We start from the raw sequence: 22786 nt of genomic DNA on the forward strand, positions 1-22786 counted from the left end.
TATTAATTATTAATTCTTCATTATTAATTGTCAGATCCTCATTATTAATTATTAATTCTTCATTATTAATTGTCAGCTCCTCATTATTAATTATTAATTCTTCATTATTAATTAAATAAACCACCACCTGCGCCTGTTCCATCTTCTCAAACGTCTTCCGGATCCCAATGCTTTCCACCACATCGATGGTCTCCCGGATCCCCGCCGTATCAATAAACCGGAACCCAATACCGCCAATGACCAACTCATCTTCAATCGTATCCCGCGTCGTACCCGCAATGTCTGAAACAATGGCACGCTCCTCGTTCAACAGTGCGTTCAGTAATGTAGATTTCCCCACATTCGGTTCGCCCACAATCGCCACCGGAATCCCATTCTTGATCACATTGCCCGTCGCAAACGAGTCAATCAGCCTTTTCAGCACGCGCTCAATCCGGTCCAGCAGCTCACGGAACTGCGAACGGTCGGCAAAGGCAACGTCTTCCTCGGCAAAGTCGAGCTCCAGCTCAATCAGTGAGGCAAAGTTCAGCAGTTCGGTGCGTAGCTGCGCAATCTCATTAGAAAACCCGCCGCGCATCTGCTGCATCGCAATCTGGTGCGACGCCTCGTTGTCTGACGCAATCAGGTCCGCCACCGCCTCTGCCTGCGACAGGTCCAACTTCCCATTCAGGAATGCCCGCAGCGTAAACTCGCCCGCCTGCGCCATCCTACAGCCATTGCGCAACAGCAATTGGATCAGCTGCTGCTGGATGTAAGGCGACCCATGGCACGACAGCTCAATCGTATTTTCCCCCGTATACGAATGCGGCCCTTTGAACAAGGACAACAGCACTTCATCAATGACTTTGTCGCCATCAACAATATGCCCAAGGTGCAGCGTATGCGTTTTCTGTTTCGACAGCTCCTTGGCTTTCAGCGGGCGGAACACCTTCGCCGCAATAGACACGGCATCACTGCCTGAAATCCGCACGATCGCAATCGCCCCCGCACCTGAAGGCGTAGCCAATGCCACAATGTTGTCCTGATACGTCATCGTTCTTACTTTTTTTGCAAAAGTAACGATTTTTAAGGTCGTAGGTTTACCCGCCTACTCCTCATTCGCAATTCCTAATTCCCAATTCCTAATCACCTGCGCGTGCCCCTTCGGGTCGGGCTGTCCGCTGTATCTTTTCCCGCGTGCCCGATACACCCAGTGGGTGCACCCGAACTGGCGGGAAAAGGATGCCGCTGCCATCCCTCACGCAGCGCCGTTGTTAAAAGGCAGTACCTTTTCCAAATCAACTTCCTGTTAAAAATTCCCCAAACGGCAACCCACTTTAGCGTTTGCTTTCGTAACTTTATTAAAATCCAAAATAAGACGTCATGAAGAAGATATTGTTCCCCACTGATTTCTCTGAAAGTGCCAACAATGCGTTCGTTTACGCATTAAAGCTCGCCGATTCATTGAAAGCCGAAATCATCACGCTGCATGTGTACGAGTATCCGATCCTCGACGCCAACTATGTCGAGGTTCCGTTGTACCAGGCAGAAGTCTACCAAAGCCTTGAACTCGCCAATTTTGAGAACTACAAATCACAGGTACCTGCCTTGCACCAGATCGCCCATGCGAATGGCTTGGGGCATGTGCCGTTGAACAATGTGCTCCTTGAAGGCGACCTCGTCCAGAATATCGCGACACTGGTAGAAAAAGACAATATCGATTATGTCGTGATGGGTACACACGGTGCCACCGGCTTTACCGAGTTTTTCTTTGGCACCACCACCGCCGATGTCATGACCGAAACAAGTGCGTTTGTACTCGCCATTCCGGACGAATCGAAATACCAGGATATCCGGAAGATTGGCTATGCCATCAGTTACAAACAAGATGAACGGGAAGCACTGAAGCGACTCCTCGCACTCGCCGATACGTGGGGTGCCGTCGTCGAATGCCTGCATGTACAAACCGAAGGCGAAACCATCGGCGCGGAAACCGTAGCCGCATGGAAAGCCGGCTTCGGGAACAACGTAAACTTCCACACGCTCGTCAGCAACGACATCGAAGAATCCATCATCGACTTTACCGAAGCGCACCGCATCGACCTCGTCGCACTGCTGAACCACAAACGCGGGTTCTGGGAAAGCCTGTTCCACACCAGCCTTACGAAGAAGCTGGCGTTCCACCTCAAAACACCATTATTAGCCCTCCATAAACGATAAATCATGCCCATACAAACGGTCAACCCATACAACAATAAGGCCATTAAAACCTTCGATACCTTCTCAGACGAGCAGGTGCAACAGAAAATCACCGCCGCCCACAAAACGTTTACAGCCTGGAGAAACACGCCCATAAAAGAACGTGCCGCGCTCCTCGCCCGTGTAGCACAGTTGATGCAGGAACGCAAATCAGAACTCGCCGCATTGATCACACTCGAAATGGGCAAACTCATCGCACAAAGCGAAAGCGAAATCGACATGTGTGCCTCCGTGTACCAATATTACGCAGACCACGCCGAAGCGTTCCTCGAAGACCGTCCGCTCGAGGTAAAGGATGGGCGAGCGTTTATCCGTTACACACCCACTGGCATTATCCTGGGTGTAGAGCCCTGGAACTTCCCGTTCAATCAGGTGGGCAGACTTACCGCCCCGAATATCATTGCCGGGAATGTAATAATGATCAAGCATGCCTCAAACGTCCCCCAATGCGCACAAATGATCGAAACGTTGTTTACGGACGCTGGCGCGCCTGACGGTTTGTACACCAACCTGTTCCTCTCCAGTGATAAGATCGCCGCACTTGCCGCAGATGAACGCATCACAGGACTGTCATTAACCGGGAGCGAGAAAGCAGGCGCAAGCCTCGCTGAAGCCGCCGGGAAGAACCTGAAGAAATCGGTACTCGAATTGGGAGGCAGTGACGCCTTCATCATCCTTGACGATGCCGATGTCGACCTCGCAGTAGAGAAAGCAGTTTTGGGACGGTTTAACAATATGGGGCAGTCCTGCACGTCGTCTAAGCGCATTATCGCCGTTGAAGGCATTGCTGAGGAGTTCCTCGCGAAGTTCACCGCCAAAATCACCGGATTGAAAGTAGGCGACCCGATGGACCGGGAAACAAAGATTGGCCCTATGGTCAGTGAAGAAGCGGCACAGAACATCGCAAAGCAGGTAGACGATTCGGTGAAAGCAGGAGCGAAGGTCGTCATCGGCGGGAAGCGCATCGATAGGGAAGGGGCATTCTTCGAATTCACCATCCTGACTGACATCCCGAAAGACGCCGTCGCATACCACGCCGAATTATTCGGGCCTGTCGCCTCGTTCTATAAAGTAAAAGATGTGGAGGAAGCGATAGCATTGGCCAATGATACCGGCTTCGGTCTCGGAGGCTCGGTGTTCAGCAAAGACAAAGCAAAGGCCGTGGCTGTTGCCAGCCGTATTGACACCGGCATGGTGTTCATCAATCAAAACCTTGCCTCGAGACCCGACCTTCCTTTTGGCGGGACCAAACGTTCCGGTTACGGCAGGGAATTGTCGCCACTGGCTGTAGAGGAATTTATCAATAAGAAAGTCATCTACATACCGGAATAGGCATACTACCCACAGCTACAAATAAAAAAAACCGCAACATACATTGCGGTTTTTCTCGTATAAAAATTGGTTGGGTTGGTAATATATTGTTTCTATGGTGTAATAATATATACTAGTTGTTCAGCATCACCGGCATCACGAGCATCGTGACGCTTTCCCCGACTTCCAGGCCATCAACAGGCGTAAGGATACCGGCACGGTTAGGCAAAGACATTTCGAGCATGATCATGTCAGAATGTAAATTGGTCAGCATTTCCGTTAGAAAACGCGAGTTAAATCCAATCTGCATATCGTCGCCCTGATAATCACAGGTCAGTCTTTCTTCAGCCTTATTCGAGTAGTCAATATCTTCTGCAGAGATGTTTAATTCAGCACCTGCAATCTTCAACCGAATCTGGTGTGTCGTCTTATTTGAGAAGATGGCCACACGGCGTACGGAGTTCAGGAACTGCGAACGGTCAATCATCAGTTTGTTTGGATTCTCCTTTGGGATAACCGCTTCATAGTTCGGGTACTTCCCGTCTATCAGGCGGCACATCAGGATGTAGTTGTCAAACGAGAACGTCGCATTTGAATCGTTGTATTCAATCTTCACTTCCGCATCCGAAGCGCCTAAGATACTTTTTAAGATGTTCAAAGGTTTCTTCGGCATGATAAAATCAGCCACCTGTGATGCCTTTACATCGGTACGGGCATATTTCACCAGTTTGTGCGCATCGGTGGCGACAAACGTAAGCCCTTCCGGAGAAAACTGGAAGAACACCCCGGACATTACCGGACGAAGGTCGTCATTACCTGCTGCGAATATCGTTTTGCTTACTGCGGTGGCGAGCACATCGGCAGGCACCAAAGTTACAGAAGGGTCTTCAAGATTTACTGATTTAGGGAATTCCTCGCCGGGTGCGTATGCGAGTGCATATTTACCGGAATTGGAACTGATTTCAATCGTATTGTTTTCCTCTACCGTAAAAGTAAGCGGCTGCTCCGGGAACGTCTTCAGTATTTCAAGCAGTAGTTTCGCTGGAACGGCAACACTTCCCTGGCTTTCAGAATCGATTTCCAGTGTGGCGGACATCGTAGTCTCTAAATCGGAAGCAGAAACGGTAAGGGTCTTATTGTCTAATTCAAAAAGGAAATTATCTAAAATCGGCAGGGTATTGCTGCTATTGATAACACTTCCAAGAACCTGCAGTTGTTTTAATAGGTAAGAACTCGATACGATGAATTTCATTTCGTTGTTATTTTTTAAAGGGCGTAAAAATCAGTATAATTTTTACATTCCACAAATATATTTTAAAGTAATAGATTTTTAAAAGAATTTTATTAACATTTGGGGAAGTTTACAAGTTAAAATGATCGGAAGATCGGAAGTTGAATACATGATGTATCCCGAACTTCCGATCTCCCGAACTCAAAACTTATCTCGCATACCTGCGCTTCCTGAGCCAGCCATACACCAACCCGAATACCAATAAGAACAACAATGGCGCACCAATGGTCAGGAACTGTGTCTTGGTATATTCCTTTTCCACCTTTTTATCGTCGAGCAGCTGCAATTCAATGTTCTTGTTCCGGATGTCAACAAGTCCGTTGTCGTCCAGCAGGTAGTTCATCGCATTGATCAGGAAGTCCTTGTTGCCATACGACTGTTGTGTCCACGGGTCAATATCGTTGATCAGCGGTTTTTTGTTGACATATTTGTAATTGATGATGTCGCCATCGGCAATGACAATCATTTTATTGTTTTTACCGTCGTCTACCGGATCCGCCACCGTAAATGGTTTTACACGGTTTTTAAATGCCGATGTAAAACGGCCTTCGAGCAGTGTCCCGATAATCTGGCCGCCATCCTTAAACGCGCTTTCATCAACCACATTGGTAAAGTCTGCAAGCCCAATACGCACCGGAACGCCTATCGGTTTGGACTGCGCCGAACTTTTAAGCAGCACCGTTTTCCGAATGCCATTCTTTAAAGTGTCGATCTGGTTCGCGAACTCAAGCTTTACAAGGTTTACATTTTTGTTGATGGCATGGTTCTCTTCCGACTTAATAATCGGTGAATACAGCCAGTCGATGGGCATTTCCCCGTTTTGGGACTGTACCGTTATCGGTGTGGACAGCAAATCCTGAATCAGCTTGTTGTTGATCCGTACGCCGTATTTAAAGAACATGTCGTCGAGGTTCAGGTCTAATGGGAAAGCGAGCGTGGCCTGTTGGTCATTTTGCAGGCTGTCCAGGTCAATCGATACTTTGTCGATCAGCCACATCGTCTTGCCGCCATTTTCAATATACTGGTCAAGGATGTATTTCTCGTTGTCACTAAACGGCTGTGTAGGCTTGGCTATCAGTGTGGCATCGAAGTGCCTCAAATTAGACAAAACCTTTGCAGGATCGTTCTGTAGCGAGTCGAGGTTGAACTCGGCCAGCGTGTAATATTCTTTGGCACTCCGAAGGAAATCGGCCATGTACTTGTCCTTGATTTCTCCGTTGCCTTTCAGTACCGCGAGACGTTTTTTTGTATTGCTGGTGAGTTTCGTCAGCGCATCGGTAAAGGCAAATTCGAGCAGTTGTACTGATTTGTTGATGTTGTCATCCGAGTTGCTGCCGAAGTTGTTGACGAGCAGCGGCACCGCCACTGATTTCTCGCCCAGATCGGCTTTGGCCCAGGGAAATACCTGCGTCAGCGTTTTTTTTCCCTTGATCGTCTGGTTGATGTTTACCGGTACAAAACCTTTGGCGGTAAGCTCCTGTTTGTAAGCCTCTGCGGTGGCTTCATCTTCCATGGGATCACTGAATTTAAAAGTGATGTTGGAATTGTACGCATGAAATTCCTCCAGCATCTGGCGGGTCTCCGTTTGCAGCCTCTTGAACTGTGCCGGAAATTCGCCTGTGAGGAAGACATAGATGTAGACTGGTTCTTTGACGTCTTTAATGACGTTGAGTGTGGCAGGAGACAAGGTATATCTTTTGTCAGCCGTGAGGTCAAACCTCTTGAAAAGGTAAAAACCTGCAACATTCACCAATAGAAGGATGATGATGGTAAAAAGCAGCGTCTTAAATGGGGTGGATTTATTGCTTTTCATCACGCTCTTGAAGATTTTAATTTAAAAATGGTCAGGGACAGGAACAGCACAGCGATGCTGGTGAAGTAAATCAGGTCGCGCGTGTCGAGTACACCACGCCCCATACTTTTAAAGTGTTCCTGCATCCCGAATGACGCCACCAGTGTTTCAAAACTTCCCGCATACGACGCCACGCCATCAATCCCGAAATAAAACAGGAAGCACACAAATACGGACAGGATAAAAGAAACGATCTGGTTATCGGACAGTGTTGAAGTAAAAATCCCAATCGCCGTGTAACCGCCAATCAGGAACAACAATCCGAAATAGGAGCCAATGGTGCTGCCCATATCGATGTTGCCTTCGGTCATCCCGAGATTGGAAATCACATAGACATAGATAAACGTGGGGATGATTGCAATCACGATCAGCAGTACCGCAGCAAAGAATTTACCGCTGACAATTTCCCGGATGCTCAGGGGCTTGGTGAGCAATAGCTCTAAGGTACCCTGTTTTTTCTCTTCGGAGAAACTGCGCATGGTGACCGCCGGAATCAGGAAGATCAGGATCCACGGAGCAAGGGTGAAGAACGGGGCAAGGTCTGCAAAGCCAGCGTTCAGGATGTTAAAGTCGCCTTCAAAAAACCAGAGGAACAGCCCATTCAGCAACAGGAAAATGGCGATCACCAGGTAACCCATTGGCGAGCCGAAGAAGGATTTTATTTCTTTTAAAAGAATAGCTTTCATTTTAATTTTAAGATCAGAAGATCGTGAGATCGAAAGACATTTTAGGTTTATAATATTTTCAAACTGATTTCATGTCCAAATCAGGGACTGGTGATCTTCCGAACTTTCGAACTTCCGATCTTACCAAACGTTACTGCAAACTTACTAATTTATCCACGCTCCACGCTTCCGGTTTGGCGTTAAACAGCTTTTTTGTAAACGCCCACACATCGTAAAACAATTCTGAGTTGCGGTAGTTGTTGAGATCATCTTCATGTTCCCAATAGCTGTACGTAAAAAATATACAGGGATTGTCCCGGTCCTGGTACAGTTCTAAGAAACGGTTCCCGGGTGCATTTCGTATTTTTTCTTTCATCAGTTCGAAGTTTTCCCTGAACGCAGGGATGTTTTCTTCATGGAACGACATCTTTACTATTCTTACTAACATTATTTCTGTTGATTATACGCTTCCTGTTCTTTTCGCTCCCGCAGCCACATGTTCTCAAAATAGGACTCATGTATGGAGAACTGTTCGGCCATCCTTTCATACAAGTGTGCAGCCTCATCATAATGGTCAGGCTTCGCATCCCTTGGGCTGAGTCTATAGTCGTGTTTGAGGTGGTATGTGGCGGCAATCTTTAATATGGCTACGACGTTATCGACATTACTTCTTAAAAACATCCATACCGGGTCAGAGACGGCATCCCTGTAATCATAAAAAGCCCTGTCGTATTTGGTAAAATTGCCGTAATACGTTTCCCTCATTTTTCCGACGGCCCAAATATAAGCAGCATCATTGTATTTAAAAGCCTCAAGAAGTTTAGCGGCTGCTGCAAAATAGGCCAATGGGTGTGCATTGGTTAAAGAATCTGCCATCTTTACCGTTTGGGGATCGATTTTCCCTGTCAGGTCATTTTTCCGGATGCTGTCGGAATACACATACATCTTTTCATAAACAGCGTCGGATACCTGCGCCTGTAAGGCAAAACTAAAAAAAACGAAAAGGAATATCTTGAGTACTTTCATTATAAACCGAAATTAATGGTCACCACATCGCGGTAGCCTAAACCCAAAAGTGTGGCCGCACTGCCGACGGTGTTTGGGTTGCTTCGGAAGATCGCAATCTCCAGAAAACCCGCTTCGTTGAAAATCGCCAGCTTTTGCCCTTCATAATCTTTGATCTTAAATTTATCGGAGACTACGATATCGGAATACCGGGGCCAGATGGTCCGGATGTTGCTGCGTTCCCGCTTTTCATTCAGGATGATCTCGTAAGGGCGCCCTTTTGCATGTTCAAGGAACTGGCTTCGGGAGATGTTCGTGACGCCATTTCCAAAATGGTCGATGTATACGACATATCCTTTGATGGTATCGGACGTAATCGTAGGCTTTAACTCGGTGACCTGTTTAATCGATTTGATCTCTTTGCCAATCACATTCAGTTGCCCGCCCCGTGCAATATGGCAGGCGACAGTCACAAAAACATCCAGATCGGTAGCGTCATTCGGAAGCCGGTCATGGATGTTGATCTCCACCATTTGCCCGGGCACAATCTTTTGGGTCAGCATGCCGGGGATGCCATTATCGGCACAAATAAAGAAGTGTTCGTCCCACGCCAGCGCAATATGTCGGTTTTCCTTATTTCTTTCGGCATCAACACCAATCAGGTGTACGGTTCCTTTGGGAAAACTGCGGTATGCGGCACTGATGATGTAGCTGGCCTGGGCCGTATTGAACGGATCAATGTCGTGCGAAATGTCAATAATTGTCGCCTCGGAAAATTCTTTAAGGATTTTACCCTTCAGTGCCCCAACGAAATGATCCTTGGTTCCATAATCTGTAGTTAGGGTAATTATTGACATAAAATTGTTTATAACTAAAAAGAATACGGGATTAAATTATCCTTAAATTTGAATGCAAAGCTAAACCATTTTCTACTTTATTTAAAGACATTTTTTAATAGGCAACGATCCTGAGTATGATAAAAAAAATTACTTTTTTCCTGATAATGTTTTTAAATATCGCCGCACACAGCCAAAATCTGGTTTATGTTCCAAATGGAAATGTCACCAACAGCGACAACCAAACGCTTACCCCGAAATTGGTACGCGATATTTTGGCTTCAAATCCGAAAGCACTTGAAAGTTACAATACCGGAAGGAGCAAAAAAACCATTGGTGATTTTTTACTTGGACTGGGCATAGGACTGGCGGCTGGTGATCTTGCGGCAGGATTGTTCAGCGATACCCATTATCCCACTGCAATTACCTTTGTGGGCCTGGGCTCCGTAGCTGTTGCCATCCCCATTAAGATAGGATATGCGCGTAAAATACGAAGCGCGGTAGACCAATACAACGGTCATCCCACTACGGAGCGCGTCCGGACCATCAATGTAATCGGCAACCCAAATGGCATCGGCCTTAGGCTCTGCCTCAATTAATAACACAAAATACACTGCTTTTGAACGAAAGAATCATTGAATTAGTAGACATTGCCCCAAAGGATTTTTGGGGTGCTCAGGATGCCCACCTGGAGACCATTAAGAAATACTATCCCAAATTAAAGATTGTAGCCCGAGGCACTACGATTAAGGCTTTTGGCGAAAAAGAGGTGCTCGATGAGTTTGAAGTCCGTTTCAATCGTCTGATGCAGCATTTCAGCCGTTACAACCGAATTGATGACAACGTGATCGACCGGGTAATCCAAAGCAACTCGCAGGAGGAGCAGCGCATGCCGGACAGCGAGAAAATCCTTGTCCATGGCATCGGCGGGAAGATCATCAAGGCGATGACGCCCAACCAGCAATTGCTCGTCGATACGATCAACAAAAATGATATGGTATTTGCCGTTGGTCCTGCTGGAACCGGAAAGACATACACCGGCGTGGCCATGGCAGTAAAAGCACTGAAGGAAAAGCAGGTCAAGCGGATTATCCTGACACGTCCTGCTGTGGAAGCCGGCGAAAACCTGGGATTCCTGCCCGGGGATATGAAAGAAAAGCTCGATCCATACATGCAGCCTTTATATGATGCGCTTCGGGACATGATTCCGCCGCAGTCACTCGAAGATTACATCCTCAAGGGGATTATTCAGATCGCACCGCTGGCCTTTATGCGCGGACGCACCCTGGACAATGCCTTCGTGATATTGGATGAGGCGCAGAATACCACCCATTCGCAGATGAAAATGTTCCTGACCCGTATGGGGAAGAATGCCAAGTTTATGATTACCGGCGATCCGGGGCAGGTGGACTTACCAAGGCGCACCATCTCAGGATTAAAGGAAGCCCTGTTGGTATTGAAAGACATCGATGGGATCGGGATCATCTATCTTGATGACAAAGATATCGTACGCCACAGGCTCGTCAAAAAGGTGATTGACGCTTACAAACAAATTGAAAATACCGACTGATGTGTGAAAAGTCCCCTTTCAGGGGATTTTTTTTGCAGAAGCGTGACAGGAGCTGCACACGCATTTCACTACAGCAGCACCATAACAAATACAGTACATGGAACACGCTTTAAATAACATCGCAGTCACTACGAGTGCAAAGCCACTGGTCGCGATCATCATCTGCACCTTCAACCGGGAAACCTATCTGGCCGCAGCAGTGGACAGCATCATCGGGCAGACCAATGGCGATTGGGAGATTATCGTCGTTGACGACGGCAGCGATGACGACACTTTTACACTGATTAATAACTATGTGATGGCCCATGCGAATATCCGTTATGTAAAGCAGCAGAACAGGAAACTGGCCCTCACACGCAATGTCGGATTGATCAATGCCACGGGTAAGTACGTTACTTTTTTAGACAGTGACGATACACTGCAACCCACGCACCTGCAGTCCCGGATTGATTATCTTACCGCACATCCTGATATCGATCTCGTACAAGGCGGGCTTTATATGGACGAGGAAATCTTCGTACCGGATTTTTACAAACAAGGGCAGATGATTAACCTCGCGGATTGCGTTGCGGGATCCACCTTTTTTGGAAAAAGGAAAGTGTTCCTTGAATTGGGGGGCTTCAACAACCTCGCTTATGGAGAGGACACCGAATTTTGGTCGAGGGCCGAAGGAAAATACAACACGGCGCATGTAAATCACCTGAAAACCTACAACTACACCCGGGCTGAAGACAGCATTACAAAAAGCGAGCAATCGATCAGGAACCTCAATAAAGGGGCGGACGATCAGTCTTCTATTGCGCCGAAATAAATACTATTGGCAACACTTTTCCCGTCGCTGCTGACAAAGGAAAGCCACAGCTGTAGGCCGTCGTGTGTCCATCCTGTGGGCAATAGGAGGAATCCGCCACCGTGGCAACGTGGTATTTCGGGGGCGAAATAAAAGCACTTTTTTTGTGGGTCGTAGACGATACCGAGCAGCAGGTCCTCTGGCTTGGCGGTGGCATATCCGGAATTGTCAAACTAGCTTAACCGAACCCGTCCGTCTGCTTCGGCAACGATCTCTGCGCCATATATCCCGGGCAATTCTCCTTTCGTAACGATTACTTTTTTGAAATCAATCGACAAATCAGGATGGCTGCCGGTTAAAGCATTTGTCAGGTGGTAGGACAAGGATAGGTCGGCACGCGATTTTCCCGCTTCCGGTTGCCCGAAATAGCGATCGGTTATAGGCCGAAGCGGTTTCAGGAACGACGACACCAGTCCCATTTTGCTGCGTTGTGCCAGCTGTTTCTCCGAAGGTTCGTGGCGGGTCTTTTTCGGTTTACTGCGCATTACATTTTTATCCCGCCATCTTACGCCCACCACTGTGCCTACTTTGCCGGTGAAGCTGCCCAGTATGCCGTTGTCTGCTAGTGCCATAGGTTCATTGGATTTAAATGTTTACAACGAAGGTAAAGATCATTTTCAGTGTGTAAAAGGGAGGCGGCCGGCCAAGGGCATAAATTACCGCAATTGACTGCTTTTTACCGCTTTTTACCGTTTTTTACCGCAGTTCAAATGGCAGCATTGATAATTTTGTGCCGGATTTTTGTTGGGGTTTGGCAGGGTTTTATTGGAAATTCTCCAGTAAATACAGGCTTTTGCAGCAAGAAACCCCATCAAAACCCCAATAAAACCCCAATGAAACCCTGGCAAACAACGGATAGCAATGGGGCGCTGGTATAGTGAATAGGAATAATTTAGCAGTTTGTAGCATATCAGGAGCATAATTTTACGCGGGAAAACAATAAAATTCCCGATATTTACGCCTCTAAAAAATGAAATTGCTGAAATGAATAAAAATACGATTCTTGGCTGGGCGACACTGATTATGATTATTATGGGATTGCTGTTGATTGCCCTGGGTGCGTTCCGATACGATGATACGGCCGGCTGGGGTTTTGCTGCCGTTGGCGTGGGATTCCTGGCCAATGCCTGGGTTTTTAGTTCGCTGAAAGGAAGGCTGTAGATTCGGGATGATGCGGTGCAGCATGCCATGGCATCAGCACCAGCCTAAGGGACGCCAATATCGATAATGTAAAATTTATAATTTAAAACAATACAAAATGTCAGACGATAAAAAAGTAATCTTTTCGATGCAACGGGTAAGCAAGACGTATTCCAGCAGCGACAAGCAGGTTTTGAAAAACATATACCTCAGTTTTTTCTATGGGGCAAAAATTGGAATCCTGGGTCTTAACGGATCTGGAAAGTCTTCGTTACTCCGCATCATTGCAGGGGTTGATAAAAACTATCAGGGTGATGTGGTATTCCAACCCGGCTATACGGTAGGGTATCTGGAACAGGAACCGCAGCTGGATGAGACAAAGACGGTGATTGAAGTCGTTCGTGAAGGGGTAGCGGAAACGGTTGCCATCCTGGATGAGTTTAACAAAATAAACGATATGTTCGGGCTTCCTGAAGTATATGAGGATGCCGATAAAATGCAAAAACTCATGGACCGCCAGGCGGAGCTTCAGGATAAGATTGATGCCTCCGGCGCATGGGAACTGGACACCAAACTGGAAATCGCCATGGATGCGCTGCGTACTCCGGAAGGCGACATGCCAATCAATGTGCTTTCTGGTGGAGAACGCCGTCGTGTGGCGCTCTGCCGCCTCTTGCTGCAACAGCCGGACGTGCTGTTGCTTGATGAGCCAACCAACCACCTTGACGCGGAAAGCGTTTTGTGGTTAGAGCAGCATCTGGCGCAATATGCCGGAACCGTTATCGCAGTAACGCACGACCGTTACTTCCTGGATAACGTTGCAGGATGGATTTTGGAACTGGACCGTGGTGAAGGTATTCCATGGAAAGGAAATTACTCTTCGTGGCTGGACCAGAAGTCGTCACGCATGGCATTGGAAGAAAAAGTGGCTTCCAAGCGGAGGAAAACGCTGGAGCGCGAGCTGGATTGGGTACGGCAGGGTGCCAAAGGCCGCCAGACCAAACAAAAAGCGCGTTTGCAAAATTACGACAAACTCCTTAATGAGGACCAGAAACAGCTGGATGAAAACCTCGAAATTTATATCCCCAATGGGCCGAGGCTGGGAACCAATGTGATTCAGGCGAATGGCGTTGCCAAGGCTTTTGGCGACAAGCTGTTATACGACAACCTGAATTTTACACTGCCACAGGCGGGCATTGTCGGGATCATCGGACCCAATGGCGCCGGTAAATCGACCATCTTCCGAATGATCATGGGCGAAGAAACGCCGGACGCCGGATCTTTTACAACAGGTGATACGGTTAAAATCGCTTATGTAGACCAGTCCCATTCGAATATTGACCCGAATAAGACCATTTGGGAGAACTTTGCCGACGGCCAGGAATTGGTGATGATGGGTGGGCGCCAGGTGAATTCACGCGCTTATCTAAGCCGTTTTAACTTTAGCGGAAGCGACCAGAATAAGAAAGTTTCGATGCTTTCCGGTGGAGAAAGAAACAGGCTTCACCTCGCCATGACTTTGAAAGAAGAAGGTAACGTATTACTTTTAGATGAGCCAACGAATGATTTGGACATCAACACCTTAAGGGCACTTGAAGAAGGGCTTGAGAATTTCGCAGGCTGCGCCGTAGTGATCTCCCACGACCGCTGGTTCCTCGATAGGATTTGTACGCACATCCTGGCATTTGAGGGCAACTCGGAAGTCTATTACTTCGAAGGTGGATTCTCCGATTATGAAGAAAACAAGAAGAAACGTCTTGGCGGTGACCTCACCCCAAAACGCATCAAATACAGAAAGCTGATCAGGAATTAATAGGTAATAATAGGATCTTAAAAACAATCCCGACGCCTTGTTGGGATTTGTTTTTATTTTCGAAGGTATCATAACCCATAGTGAAACATTTTTTTCTATTTATACTATTCCTTTTTACGCAGGCATCCTTCTCACAAAATGAAACGGTAGAGAAAGAAGCTGTCGAGAAAATCATCAATCAGGCCGCAGCGGCTTTTGATAGAGGGATGTATGAGCAATCGCTCGATTTATCAAAACAGGCACTTGTCCGCGCATTCAAGCTCGATGACGATTACCTGATTGCACATTCCTACAATGCCATCGGCGCAGTCTACAATGAGTTTTCAGAATCGAAGCGGGCCATTGAATTTTACACTAAGGCATTAAAATACGCTGAGAACATTGACGATGATAAGCTGAAGGACTTTATTAACAGCAACATAGGCAGTGTTTATTACTTTGGCAAAATCGATGTAACGAAAGGAATCGAGTTTTATAAGAAGTCCCTGTATTATGCCATTAAAGTGAATGACAGCACGCAGATCACTTATGCCAAACTAAACATCGTTAGTGCCTATTTCTATCTGGGCCAGTTTCAAGAGAACGTACACTACCTCGAGGAGGTAAAGAGCTACATCGACAGAAAAGGACAGGAGGAAGCCAGGCTTTCTTACAACGGACTCTACGGTCTTTACAATACCCACGAGACCAAAGATCCCGAGGCCGCAGAAGTCTACTACCGAAAGGCTATTGCGATAGGAGAGAAAAATGGGATGATGAGTTTTGTGGCCAATATTTACGAAAATTATATCGACCACCTCAAAGAATACAAGAAGTTTCGCGAAGCCGATTCATTGAAAAAGGTATACAAGCGTATTACAGACAAGCTTTATTCTGAAAACAAGCCCGGCGACCTTGATGATACCGCCATCCAGATTGAGCTGGACGAATACAAAAACCAGCTGGAGAAAATTGAACTGGCGAACGAAGCCCAGCAAAAAAAGATACATGATTCACGGATCATCAGCTTATTGTTTGGCATACTGCTGCTTTTCATGCTGATTATGGTTTACATGCAATATAAAAGTATCCTTTTCAGGAAAAAGCTGAACACCGAATTGACAAAGGCCAATGAAGAACTCAAGTTGGCTAAAGAGATTGCGGAACAGAACTCCCAGTTAAAAACCCAGTTTATTTCTACGGTGAGCCATGAACTGCGTACGCCGTTGTATGGTGTAATCGGAATTACCGATATCATCCTTGACGAACACAAGGAACTCATCAACAACGAACAACTCAACTCGTTAAAATTCTCTGCGAATTACCTGCTGGACCTTGTCAATGACATCCTGCAAATGAACAAAATGGAGGACCGGAAAACCGTATTGGAGATGCAGGAATTGAATTTGCGTGAGGAAATCCGTACCATCCGGAATTCCCTGCAGTTCCTGGCGGATAAAAATGGGAATGAATTCACCACTATGATTGATCCTGAAATTCCGGAAAGGCTGGTGGGGGATGAATTGCGGCTTTCACAGATACTGGTGAACCTGGTCAGCAACGCCTTAAAATTTACCCATAACGGGCACGTGAAGATTGTATTGAAACTAAATAGGAAAGTCGGAGAGACTTACTTCATTGACTTCATTATAGAAGATGACGGCATTGGCATCGCCAGCGCAGACCAGGAGAAGATTTTTGAAAAGTTCGTCCAGATTGAAAGAAAGGAAAAAGACTATCAGGGCACAGGGCTGGGACTCGCGATTGTAAAAAAGCTCATCGAATTGTACAACAGCACCATTTCACTGGAAAGTAAGGAAAACGAAGGCACCCGGTTTTTCTTTACCATTGCCTTTGACATCGCAAAAAATACCTCACAAGAGCAGGAACCAGCCATGAAAAACTTTGACACTCAATTGAACATCCTTGTCGTTGAAGACAATAAAATCAACCAGATGGTCACCAAAAAAACCATCGAGAAATACCAGCACGTGTGTAAAATGGCCGCCAGTGGGAGGGAAGCCATTGACATGGTGCAGCAGGAAAAATTTGATATCATATTGATGGACATCAACATGCCGGGGCTAAATGGTTACGAAACCACCAGAATGATGCGGGAGATGGGCATCCAAACACCGATTATTGCACTGACCGCGTTTGATAAGAAAGAGGTTACTGCCGAAGCCGCTGCTGCCGGGATAAATGACGTTATTGTAAAACCATTTGAAGCGACCTTGCTGTTTGAGATGATTCAGGAGCAGTTGCACCCATCCCTTGACTAAAACAAAAAAGCCCAATTTACATTGGGCTTTTTAATTACTTGATAATGGCGGTACATGCAACGCGTTTACCAGCATTACCGGCCGGTTGCGAAGTAAAATCGTCTGGACCTTCATGAACGATGAGTCCCTTGCCGAGTATGTCCTTTTTAGGGTCTCCGCATCCGATACACCATTCGTCTGTAGTCATTGTAATCGTTCCGTTGCCAAACTCGTCCGCAGGGAAATTACCTATGTCACCGCGATGGTATGCGGCAGAACCCCATTTGCCATGGTTTTGAAAGGTTGGGTTCCAGTGACCACCTGCACTCGATCCATCGGCAGCAGTGCAATCTGCTTTCTCGTGGATGTGAATGGCATGAACACCCGGCTTTAGTCCCGAAATATTGGCAGTGAACGTTACTTTGCCGTTCCGCTCGGTGAAAGTAGCGGTGCCCGATACTTTGCTGTCGCTTTTCGGCATCAGGTCCAGTTTAAGCTTTACCGTTTTAGATCGTGGTTTTTCAGCAGTGCTTTCACTGTCTGTCTTGGATTTGCATCCGATAATAATTGCCGTCAAAATGGCTGCAGTAAGAAGTATTTTTTTCATGATTGTGGTTGTTTTCTTCCAAAGGTAACGAAAACCACAGCGTCGTAAATTTAAGATTTAGTTAAAAACCCGACAAATGGGAATTTTGTAACAGTCTTTGAAAATTCCAATACGGAAGCGGGCTAATTTTGCAAATAAACATTTTTTTGAAAGAAAATCACTAACAATTAAATTATAGAAGCGATGAAACGCAGGGAAATGGCAAAAAGTGGCTGGGAACTTTTAAAAACTACTTTTAACGAGTTCAATGATGACAACGCAATCAAACTAAGCGCATCCTTGTCTTATTATACGGTTTTCGCTTTGCCGCCACTAATCATACTGATTTTGGCAATTACCGGATTTTTCTTCGGGCAGGAAGCCGTCACAGGACAGTTTTTTGGGCAGATCAACGGACTGGTGGGCAATGAGGCGGCGGCACAGATTCAGGAAACCATCAAAAACATCCACCTTTCCGGAAGCAATACGTTCGCCACTATTTTTGGCGTCATCATGCTGGTTATCGGTGCGTCCGGTGTATTCGCCGAAATACAAAGTTCAATCAATTTTATATGGGGCTTAAAAGCCAAGCCAAACAGGGGCGTCATGAAATTCGTGAAAAACAGGCTGATGTCCTTTTCCATGATTGCCGTCATGGGCTTCCTGCTGATGGTCAGCCTCGTCGTGAATACTGTAATGGACCTGCTAAACGCTAAGTTGGCCATTTATTTCCCCGATGTAACGGTCTATTTATTTTATGTGCTCAACATCATTATATTGTTCCTGACGACCACTACGCTTTTCTCGGTTATATTCAGGACCCTGCCAGACGGCACCATTTCATGGCGCGACAGTTTTATCGGTTCTGCTTTTACATCCATCTTCTTTATGATTGGGAAGTTTGCGATCAGCACTTATTTAGGAACCTCAACAGTGGCAACAGTGTATGGCGCTGCGGGTTCGGTAATCATTATCCTGGTCTGGGTATACTATTCTGCGATCATCCTGTATTTCGGGGCCGAGTTTACGAAGGTGTATGCAAAGGCGCATGGGCAAAAAATCATCCCCAATGAATACGCTGTTGAAATACAAAAAGAGATCTTCGAAATCGAGAGTAAGTAATATTATAACATTGTGCATTTTAAACATAACAATTGGATATGCTGAAAATCCCAATTTTGTAATATCAGGATGAGACAACTAAATGATCTGGTTTAATCACTGGATTTATTCTAAAATACATTTTTGTTTTGTAGTTTGAGACTTGGAAATGTTAAATAAGATTGGGGAACTTTTGCATCCTTTGCAAATGGATTTTTTTTAACAAATCATGTTTTAATTGTTTTTGGGAAAGAGACCCTTATTTTTAAATAAGGGTCTTTTTTATTTACAGTTACTCCAAAATTATTTTGGCGCGCCCCTTCGGGTCGGGCTGTACGCGGTGCACGGCACCCAGCTTCCATCCCTCGCGCAGTACCCTCGCCATGTTGGGAAAATGGTTCGAATGGGCGTTACATGGTGCGCTCCTGAGGTTTACGTATTCCGCTATTTTTTTAACCCACAGCTCTCTCTATTCCCGTATCACGCTGATCATGAGATGTTAATAATGTAGCTGGATGTTACCACTGAACTAATTTTATAACTTTTGAGGAATATCGTGTAACAAAAATGATTGTTTAAAATGGCAATTTTGTAATGTACCATCGAGATGCTTCTTGCCTGTAAGAACGATTTTGAGACTACAAGAAAGCATTAGAAAAGTCAATAAATAATCACTAACACTAAATAACAGAAATCATGGGAAATTTACTCTACACCATCGCAGTAATCTTAATTATCGTTTGGGCACTCAGCTTTTTCGGCGGGTTTTACACCGGTGGCATCATCCACATTCTACTAGTCATTGCCATTATCGCGATACTGCTTAGGGTTATCCAGGGCAATAGGCCCATTTAAAATACATTTTGTTTTGTAGTTTGGAACCTGAAAAGGGATATAAAATCGGGGAGCTTTTGCAATCATGCAATTGGATTTTATATTGAAGATCATGTTTTAATTGTTTTTGGAAGAAAAGGCTTGTTTGAGCAAACAAGCCTTTTTTTTATGGTTAACATGGACGTGTCATCTGCCAGGAATTTCTGGAGTCAAATGTTACTTCGTTTTTTCACCTACAAAGTAATCATTATTGGACTTGAACAGCACGTTGAAAGTGGTCAGGCTTCCGTAGATTTTTGTAATGTATTGCTGCAACTCTACTTTCTCAATTTCCTCAATGTTGCTGGCATTGATTTTTTGTTCCATCACACGCAGCCGGTCGCGGACCATAATTATTTTGTGGAAAAAAGTATCCACGGGAATCTCTTTGGACGCTAAGCCCGCCTGTCCGGGCTCAAGCAACATCTTTCCGCCTTTCCATTTGTCTGCAATGGCGACATTTTCCCCCACACCGGACCATTTTCTCAGGATATCGCGAAGTGACCTTTCTACATCATATAAGCTGATGGTATCGACTTCATTTTCTGAAGCCTCAATCACCTCAAAGGCATCATTCAGCGCGATGGTTTCCAATCCGTTGTCGATAAACGTAACCCAATAATCCTTCGAAGAAACATTGGTAATTACCCCTTTTCCAAATTCCGGGTGATTAATCCTTGACCCGATTCCTAGTAATTTCATAGTTTAAATTTTTACAGGCCTAAAAATAGGAATGTAATTCGAATCGGCAAAAAATGTTTTCAGCGGTAGTTGGATTGTCGGCATTTATTTGTTTTCCGTTTTCCTGATGATGTCCGTCGTAAAGGCGACTTTGCTTTCATGGCCGTTTTTACCTACAGCGGCGACCCCGAAATAGTAGTTGTCAATGACAATTCCCGTGAGTTCAAAGTTGTCGACATCGCCGACCATCCTCGAAAACTCCCATTGTGGAGCCGTGGTGAGCCTCCAGTAGATTTTATAACCGGCAACGTCACCTTTGGATTTTTCCCATTTTAATTTGGTATTGGCTTCTACGATACCGCCAATCAGTACCTTGGCAGGGGCTGGCGGCGCCCAGGCGAGACCAGCGAGCGAGATGGCGTTTACGGCCGTCAGTTTTGCCGCATAGCTGAAATTTACTCCAGAAATGAAATCTCCGTAATCGATGCCGTTTTCGGTACGCAGGTTTTGGTGCTGCCTGTTGTAGTTTTCGTGTGTCTCCATTAACCTGACTCCGGCGTATCCCAAATCGGTAAACGGACGATGGTGCCCGCCGCGCCCGAAACGATCCAGCCTAAACACCAGCATCGGGTTCATTTCAGGCATATAGGCTAAAGTCATCCGGTGAATGTATCGCGCCAATTGCCTGGATACCCCATCGGACTCCCCGCCATAAAAGCGCTTTTTACTGCGTTCCTGATCGGTTTCGGTTGGAGAAGAGGGCTCTGAAAAAATCCTGAAGGTGCGGTTGTCCGTGACGCCATCGACACCGTCAATATTTCCAATCATATCGTTGTTGATGACACCGATAATTTCCCAATTGTGCTGCTTCGCAAATTCGGCAACGCCTTTACCGCCATACAGTCCCTGCTCCTCACCGGATAATCCAAGATAGATGATGCTGTTTTCAAATTTATATTTTGACAATACCCGTGCCGCTTCGATGGTTCCTGCCATTCCGGAGGCGTTGTCATTTGCGCCTGGCGCATCACCTTTAAAATCCATGTTATCGGAGTTGCGGCTGTCGATATCGCCGCTCATGATGATATAACGGTTTGGATATTTTGTGCCTTTTTGGATTGCCAGGACATTTACGATCAAAGCGTCGTGCGGAATCTTATCATTTTCAGCTTTGGTAACCAAATCTTTTTCATAGGAAACGTCAAGACAGTTTTTGCAATCCTTTGAAATGCTTTCGAATTCTGATTTGATCCAGCGTCGTGCCGCACCGATGCCCCTGGTTTCTGAAATGGTATCACTGAAGGTATTTCGCGTGCCAAAGTTGGCCAGAATCCTGACATCTTTTTCAATGCGCGCTGCTGAAACCGAGTTGATAATATCGTAAACACGTTGGTCCGTTTGGGATAGGCAATAGAAGCTTTGAAGAAAAAAGAGGATGGAAAATAGGCGTATCATGGCTTTTCTTTCAAATATAGCAAATATTAAAAAAACCATCCCATGTTTGCACGGGATGGTTTTTACCAACTATCTAAAACTAAAACTATTAAAAGCAATAGGCGTTCTCAGCGACCAGTTTTGTCGTGATTTGCTCGCGCAACGCCACAATATTTGGCATATTGGTATACTTTGTAAAGCGTCTCAAGCCCATCAGCATCATCCGTTGCTCGTCTCCTTCTGCAAAAGAAATGATACTTTCCTTTCCTTTTTGAGTCACAATATCAACCGACTTGTAGAGGTATAATTTCGCCATAGCTACCTGCTCCGTGGTTGTGGCATCGCCTGAGGATTTGACGAGTTTTTCTGTACGAAGAATGGTAGATTCGGCGACATAAATCTCAATCAGCATGTCTGCTGCTGCCATCAGCAATTGCTGGTGTGCATCGAGGTCTGGCCCAAACTTTTGCACCGCAGCACCGGCAACCATAAGGAATGCCTTTTTGAGCTTTGCGACCATTTCTTTCTCTTCAGAAAAAAGTTCGGTATAATCAGGTGTATTAAAATCAGGGATTCCCATGAGTTCTTCCTGTACTTTCATAGCAGGACCCAGCAGGTCTACGTGTCCTTTCATGGCTTTTTTGATCAGCATGCCTACGGAAAGCATCCGGTTAATTTCATTCGTTCCTTCGTAGATTCTTGAAATACGGGCATCCCGCCACGCACTTTCCATAGGGGTATCTTCGGAGAAGCCCATGCCGCCGAAAATCTGTATGCCTTCGTCGGCACAATTCTGGATGTCTTCTGATACGGCAACTTTTAGGATCGAACATTCAATCGCGTACTCTTCGACACCTTTTAATTCTGCTTCCTGATGCGATACACCAGCCGCCTCACGTGCTTTAATGCGGTTTTCAATGTCTTTAGCGGCGCGGTACGTGGCACTTTCTCCGGCATAACAGCTTGTCGCCATTTCAGCGAGCTTATAGCGGATGGCGCCAAAGTTTGCAATAGCCGTATTGAATTGTACCCTTTCATTGGCATAGTGTATTGCCCCTGTCGTCACGCGCCGCTGTGCATCAAGGCATGCCGCCGCGAGCTTGATACGACCGACATTCAGGGCATTCATTGCGATTTTAAAGCCATTGCCGCGTTCGGAAAGCATATTTTCTACGGGTACTTTCGTCTCGTTGAAGAACACCTGGCGGGTAGAGGAGGCACGGATACCCAGTTTGTGTTCTTCCTCATTCATGGAAATACCATTGGATGGATCGTTTTCTACAATAAAACCGGTAATGTT

At 46.0% G+C, this 22786-nt stretch carries 21 protein-coding genes and 1 pseudogene; 10 read left to right on the forward strand and 12 right to left on the reverse strand.

Annotated elements, in window-relative coordinates; all coding sequences use genetic code 11:
- Nucleotides 1–1033, reverse strand: a 1033-nt coding sequence (gene mnmE, locus CFE23_RS15270; RefSeq protein ID WP_291089878.1) for a tRNA uridine-5-carboxymethylaminomethyl(34) synthesis GTPase MnmE, incomplete at its 3' end; no start/stop codon positions are given.
- Between the two features lie 329 nt (nucleotides 1034–1362).
- Between mnmE and CFE23_RS15275 the strand changes: the two genes are divergently transcribed.
- Together CFE23_RS15275 and CFE23_RS15280 are read left to right on the forward strand one after the other, a co-directional pair.
- Nucleotides 1363–2199 carry a universal stress protein gene (locus tag CFE23_RS15275; RefSeq protein WP_291089881.1) on the forward strand — a complete coding sequence of 279 codons (837 nt, stop codon included), beginning with the start codon at nucleotides 1363–1365 and terminating at the stop codon, nucleotides 2197–2199.
- Nucleotides 2200–2202: 3 nt separating this feature from the next.
- On the forward strand, nucleotides 2203–3570 hold the full coding sequence (locus CFE23_RS15280) for an NAD-dependent succinate-semialdehyde dehydrogenase (RefSeq protein WP_291089884.1): 1368 nt from the start codon (nucleotides 2203–2205) through the stop codon (nucleotides 3568–3570).
- 112 nt (nucleotides 3571–3682) lie between these two features.
- Here the strand turns inward: CFE23_RS15280 and dnaN are convergent, their stop codons facing one another.
- The 6 genes from dnaN to CFE23_RS15310 all read right to left on the reverse strand — a co-directional run bounded on the left by dnaN (nucleotide 3683) and on the right by CFE23_RS15310 (nucleotide 9219).
- Nucleotides 3683–4801 (reverse strand): DNA polymerase III subunit beta, encoded by a 1119-nt coding sequence (dnaN, locus tag CFE23_RS15285; protein WP_291089886.1) that lies wholly within the window; start codon nucleotides 4799–4801, stop codon nucleotides 3683–3685.
- A gap of 187 nt (nucleotides 4802–4988) precedes the next feature.
- Nucleotides 4989–6653 (reverse strand): gliding motility-associated ABC transporter substrate-binding protein GldG, encoded by a 1665-nt coding sequence (gldG, locus tag CFE23_RS15290; protein WP_291089889.1) that lies wholly within the window; start codon nucleotides 6651–6653, stop codon nucleotides 4989–4991.
- On the reverse strand, nucleotides 6653–7378 hold the full coding sequence (gene gldF / locus CFE23_RS15295) for a gliding motility-associated ABC transporter permease subunit GldF (RefSeq protein ID WP_291089892.1): 726 nt from the start codon (nucleotides 7376–7378) through the stop codon (nucleotides 6653–6655). The genes gldG and gldF overlap by 1 nt, the downstream gene beginning before the upstream one ends.
- Before the next feature lie 130 nt (nucleotides 7379–7508).
- Nucleotides 7509–7805 carry an antibiotic biosynthesis monooxygenase family protein gene (locus CFE23_RS15300; RefSeq protein WP_291089895.1) on the reverse strand — a complete coding sequence of 99 codons (297 nt, stop codon included), beginning with the start codon at nucleotides 7803–7805 and terminating at the stop codon, nucleotides 7509–7511.
- A complete protein-coding gene (locus CFE23_RS15305; protein ID WP_291089898.1) occupies nucleotides 7805–8383 on the reverse strand; it encodes a hypothetical protein in 579 nt (192 codons plus the stop codon). Before CFE23_RS15305 ends, CFE23_RS15300 begins: the two co-directional genes overlap by 1 nt.
- Nucleotides 8383–9219 carry an SAM-dependent chlorinase/fluorinase gene (locus CFE23_RS15310; protein ID WP_291089900.1) on the reverse strand — a complete coding sequence of 279 codons (837 nt, stop codon included), beginning with the start codon at nucleotides 9217–9219 and terminating at the stop codon, nucleotides 8383–8385. Before CFE23_RS15310 ends, CFE23_RS15305 begins: the two co-directional genes overlap by 1 nt.
- 116 nt (nucleotides 9220–9335) lie before the next feature.
- On the opposite strand from CFE23_RS15310, the gene CFE23_RS15315 reads away from it, so the two are divergent.
- From CFE23_RS15315 to CFE23_RS15325, 3 genes are all read left to right on the forward strand, one after another.
- Nucleotides 9336–9797: a hypothetical protein gene (locus tag CFE23_RS15315; protein ID WP_291089902.1), complete on the forward strand. Its 462-nt coding sequence runs from the start codon at nucleotides 9336–9338 to the stop codon at nucleotides 9795–9797.
- Nucleotides 9798–9817: 20 nt separating this feature from the next.
- The gene (locus CFE23_RS15320) at nucleotides 9818–10768 is read left to right on the forward strand and encodes a PhoH family protein (RefSeq protein ID WP_291089905.1); all 951 of its coding nucleotides are present in this window, start codon (nucleotides 9818–9820) and stop codon (nucleotides 10766–10768) included.
- Between the two features lie 97 nt (nucleotides 10769–10865).
- On the forward strand, nucleotides 10866–11579 hold the full coding sequence (locus tag CFE23_RS15325) for a glycosyltransferase family A protein (RefSeq protein WP_291089908.1): 714 nt from the start codon (nucleotides 10866–10868) through the stop codon (nucleotides 11577–11579).
- Here the strand turns inward: CFE23_RS15325 and CFE23_RS15330 are convergent.
- Nucleotides 11555–12190, reverse strand: a pseudogene (locus CFE23_RS15330) (DUF6266 family protein). The gene CFE23_RS15325 and the pseudogene CFE23_RS15330 sit on opposite strands and share 25 nt — an antisense overlap.
- 412 nt (nucleotides 12191–12602) lie before the next feature.
- Here CFE23_RS15330 and CFE23_RS15335 point away from each other — a divergent pair.
- The 3 genes from CFE23_RS15335 (at nucleotide 12603) to CFE23_RS15345 (ending at nucleotide 16832) form a co-directional block, all read left to right on the forward strand.
- A complete protein-coding gene (locus CFE23_RS15335) occupies nucleotides 12603–12779 on the forward strand; it encodes a CAL67264 family membrane protein (protein WP_291089911.1) in 177 nt (58 codons plus the stop codon).
- A gap of 97 nt (nucleotides 12780–12876) precedes the next feature.
- On the forward strand, nucleotides 12877–14571 hold the full coding sequence (ettA, locus tag CFE23_RS15340) for an energy-dependent translational throttle protein EttA (protein ID WP_291089914.1): 1695 nt from the start codon (nucleotides 12877–12879) through the stop codon (nucleotides 14569–14571).
- 80 nt (nucleotides 14572–14651) lie between these two features.
- Nucleotides 14652–16832: a response regulator gene (locus tag CFE23_RS15345; RefSeq protein WP_291089917.1), complete on the forward strand. Its 2181-nt coding sequence runs from the start codon at nucleotides 14652–14654 to the stop codon at nucleotides 16830–16832.
- Between the two features lie 34 nt (nucleotides 16833–16866).
- On the opposite strand, the gene CFE23_RS15350 is transcribed toward CFE23_RS15345, so the two are convergent.
- Nucleotides 16867–17418 carry a superoxide dismutase family protein gene (locus tag CFE23_RS15350; protein ID WP_291089920.1) on the reverse strand — a complete coding sequence of 184 codons (552 nt, stop codon included), beginning with the start codon at nucleotides 17416–17418 and terminating at the stop codon, nucleotides 16867–16869.
- Nucleotides 17419–17601: 183 nt separating this feature from the next.
- Here CFE23_RS15350 and CFE23_RS15355 point away from each other — a divergent pair, with 183 nt between their 5' ends.
- Nucleotides 17602–18519: a YihY/virulence factor BrkB family protein gene (locus tag CFE23_RS15355; protein ID WP_291089924.1), complete on the forward strand. Its 918-nt coding sequence runs from the start codon at nucleotides 17602–17604 to the stop codon at nucleotides 18517–18519.
- A gap of 675 nt (nucleotides 18520–19194) precedes the next feature.
- Nucleotides 19195–19353, forward strand: coding sequence for a lmo0937 family membrane protein (locus tag CFE23_RS15360; protein WP_291089927.1), 159 nt, complete (start codon nucleotides 19195–19197; stop codon nucleotides 19351–19353).
- 195 nt (nucleotides 19354–19548) lie between these two features.
- Here the strand turns inward: CFE23_RS15360 and CFE23_RS15365 are convergent, their stop codons facing one another.
- From CFE23_RS15365 to CFE23_RS15375, 3 genes are all read right to left on the reverse strand, one after another.
- The gene (locus CFE23_RS15365; protein WP_291089930.1) at nucleotides 19549–20073 is read right to left on the reverse strand and encodes a hypothetical protein; all 525 of its coding nucleotides are present in this window, start codon (nucleotides 20071–20073) and stop codon (nucleotides 19549–19551) included.
- A gap of 84 nt (nucleotides 20074–20157) precedes the next feature.
- Nucleotides 20158–21507 (reverse strand): M28 family metallopeptidase, encoded by a 1350-nt coding sequence (locus tag CFE23_RS15370; RefSeq protein ID WP_291089933.1) that lies wholly within the window; start codon nucleotides 21505–21507, stop codon nucleotides 20158–20160.
- Nucleotides 21508–21595: 88 nt separating this feature from the next.
- The coding region (locus CFE23_RS15375) for an acyl-CoA dehydrogenase family protein (protein ID WP_291089936.1) at nucleotides 21596–22786 on the reverse strand (1191 nt) is incomplete at its 5' end.

Source organism: Flavobacterium sp. BFFFF1, assembly GCF_002256285.1.
Lineage (GTDB): Bacteria > Bacteroidota > Bacteroidia > Flavobacteriales > Flavobacteriaceae > Flavobacterium.

Excerpts from the sequence above, each read along its gene's own strand:
- CFE23_RS15300 (WP_291089895.1), bottom strand. The coding sequence starts at position 7,805 with ATGTTAGTAAGAATAGTAAAGATGTCGTTCCATGAAGAAAACATCCCT.
- CFE23_RS15365 (WP_291089930.1), bottom strand. The coding sequence starts at position 20,073 with ATGAAATTACTAGGAATCGGGTCAAGGATTAATCACCCGGAATTTGGA.
- dnaN (WP_291089886.1), bottom strand. The coding sequence starts at position 4,801 with ATGAAATTCATCGTATCGAGTTCTTACCTATTAAAACAACTGCAGGTT.
- CFE23_RS15370 (WP_291089933.1), bottom strand. The coding sequence starts at position 21,507 with ATGATACGCCTATTTTCCATCCTCTTTTTTCTTCAAAGCTTCTATTGC.
- CFE23_RS15335 (WP_291089911.1), top strand. The coding sequence starts at position 12,603 with ATGAATAAAAATACGATTCTTGGCTGGGCGACACTGATTATGATTATT.
- CFE23_RS15350 (WP_291089920.1), bottom strand. The coding sequence starts at position 17,418 with ATGAAAAAAATACTTCTTACTGCAGCCATTTTGACGGCAATTATTATC.
- CFE23_RS15305 (WP_291089898.1), bottom strand. The coding sequence starts at position 8,383 with ATGAAAGTACTCAAGATATTCCTTTTCGTTTTTTTTAGTTTTGCCTTA.
- CFE23_RS15275 (WP_291089881.1), top strand. The coding sequence starts at position 1,363 with ATGAAGAAGATATTGTTCCCCACTGATTTCTCTGAAAGTGCCAACAAT.
- CFE23_RS15360 (WP_291089927.1), top strand. The coding sequence starts at position 19,195 with ATGGGAAATTTACTCTACACCATCGCAGTAATCTTAATTATCGTTTGG.
- CFE23_RS15315 (WP_291089902.1), top strand. The coding sequence starts at position 9,336 with ATGATAAAAAAAATTACTTTTTTCCTGATAATGTTTTTAAATATCGCC.
- CFE23_RS15280 (WP_291089884.1), top strand. The coding sequence starts at position 2,203 with ATGCCCATACAAACGGTCAACCCATACAACAATAAGGCCATTAAAACC.
- gldG (WP_291089889.1), bottom strand. The coding sequence starts at position 6,653 with ATGAAAAGCAATAAATCCACCCCATTTAAGACGCTGCTTTTTACCATC.
- ettA (WP_291089914.1), top strand. The coding sequence starts at position 12,877 with ATGTCAGACGATAAAAAAGTAATCTTTTCGATGCAACGGGTAAGCAAG.
- CFE23_RS15325 (WP_291089908.1), top strand. The coding sequence starts at position 10,866 with ATGGAACACGCTTTAAATAACATCGCAGTCACTACGAGTGCAAAGCCA.
- CFE23_RS15310 (WP_291089900.1), bottom strand. The coding sequence starts at position 9,219 with ATGTCAATAATTACCCTAACTACAGATTATGGAACCAAGGATCATTTC.
- CFE23_RS15355 (WP_291089924.1), top strand. The coding sequence starts at position 17,602 with ATGAAACGCAGGGAAATGGCAAAAAGTGGCTGGGAACTTTTAAAAACT.
- gldF (WP_291089892.1), bottom strand. The coding sequence starts at position 7,378 with ATGAAAGCTATTCTTTTAAAAGAAATAAAATCCTTCTTCGGCTCGCCA.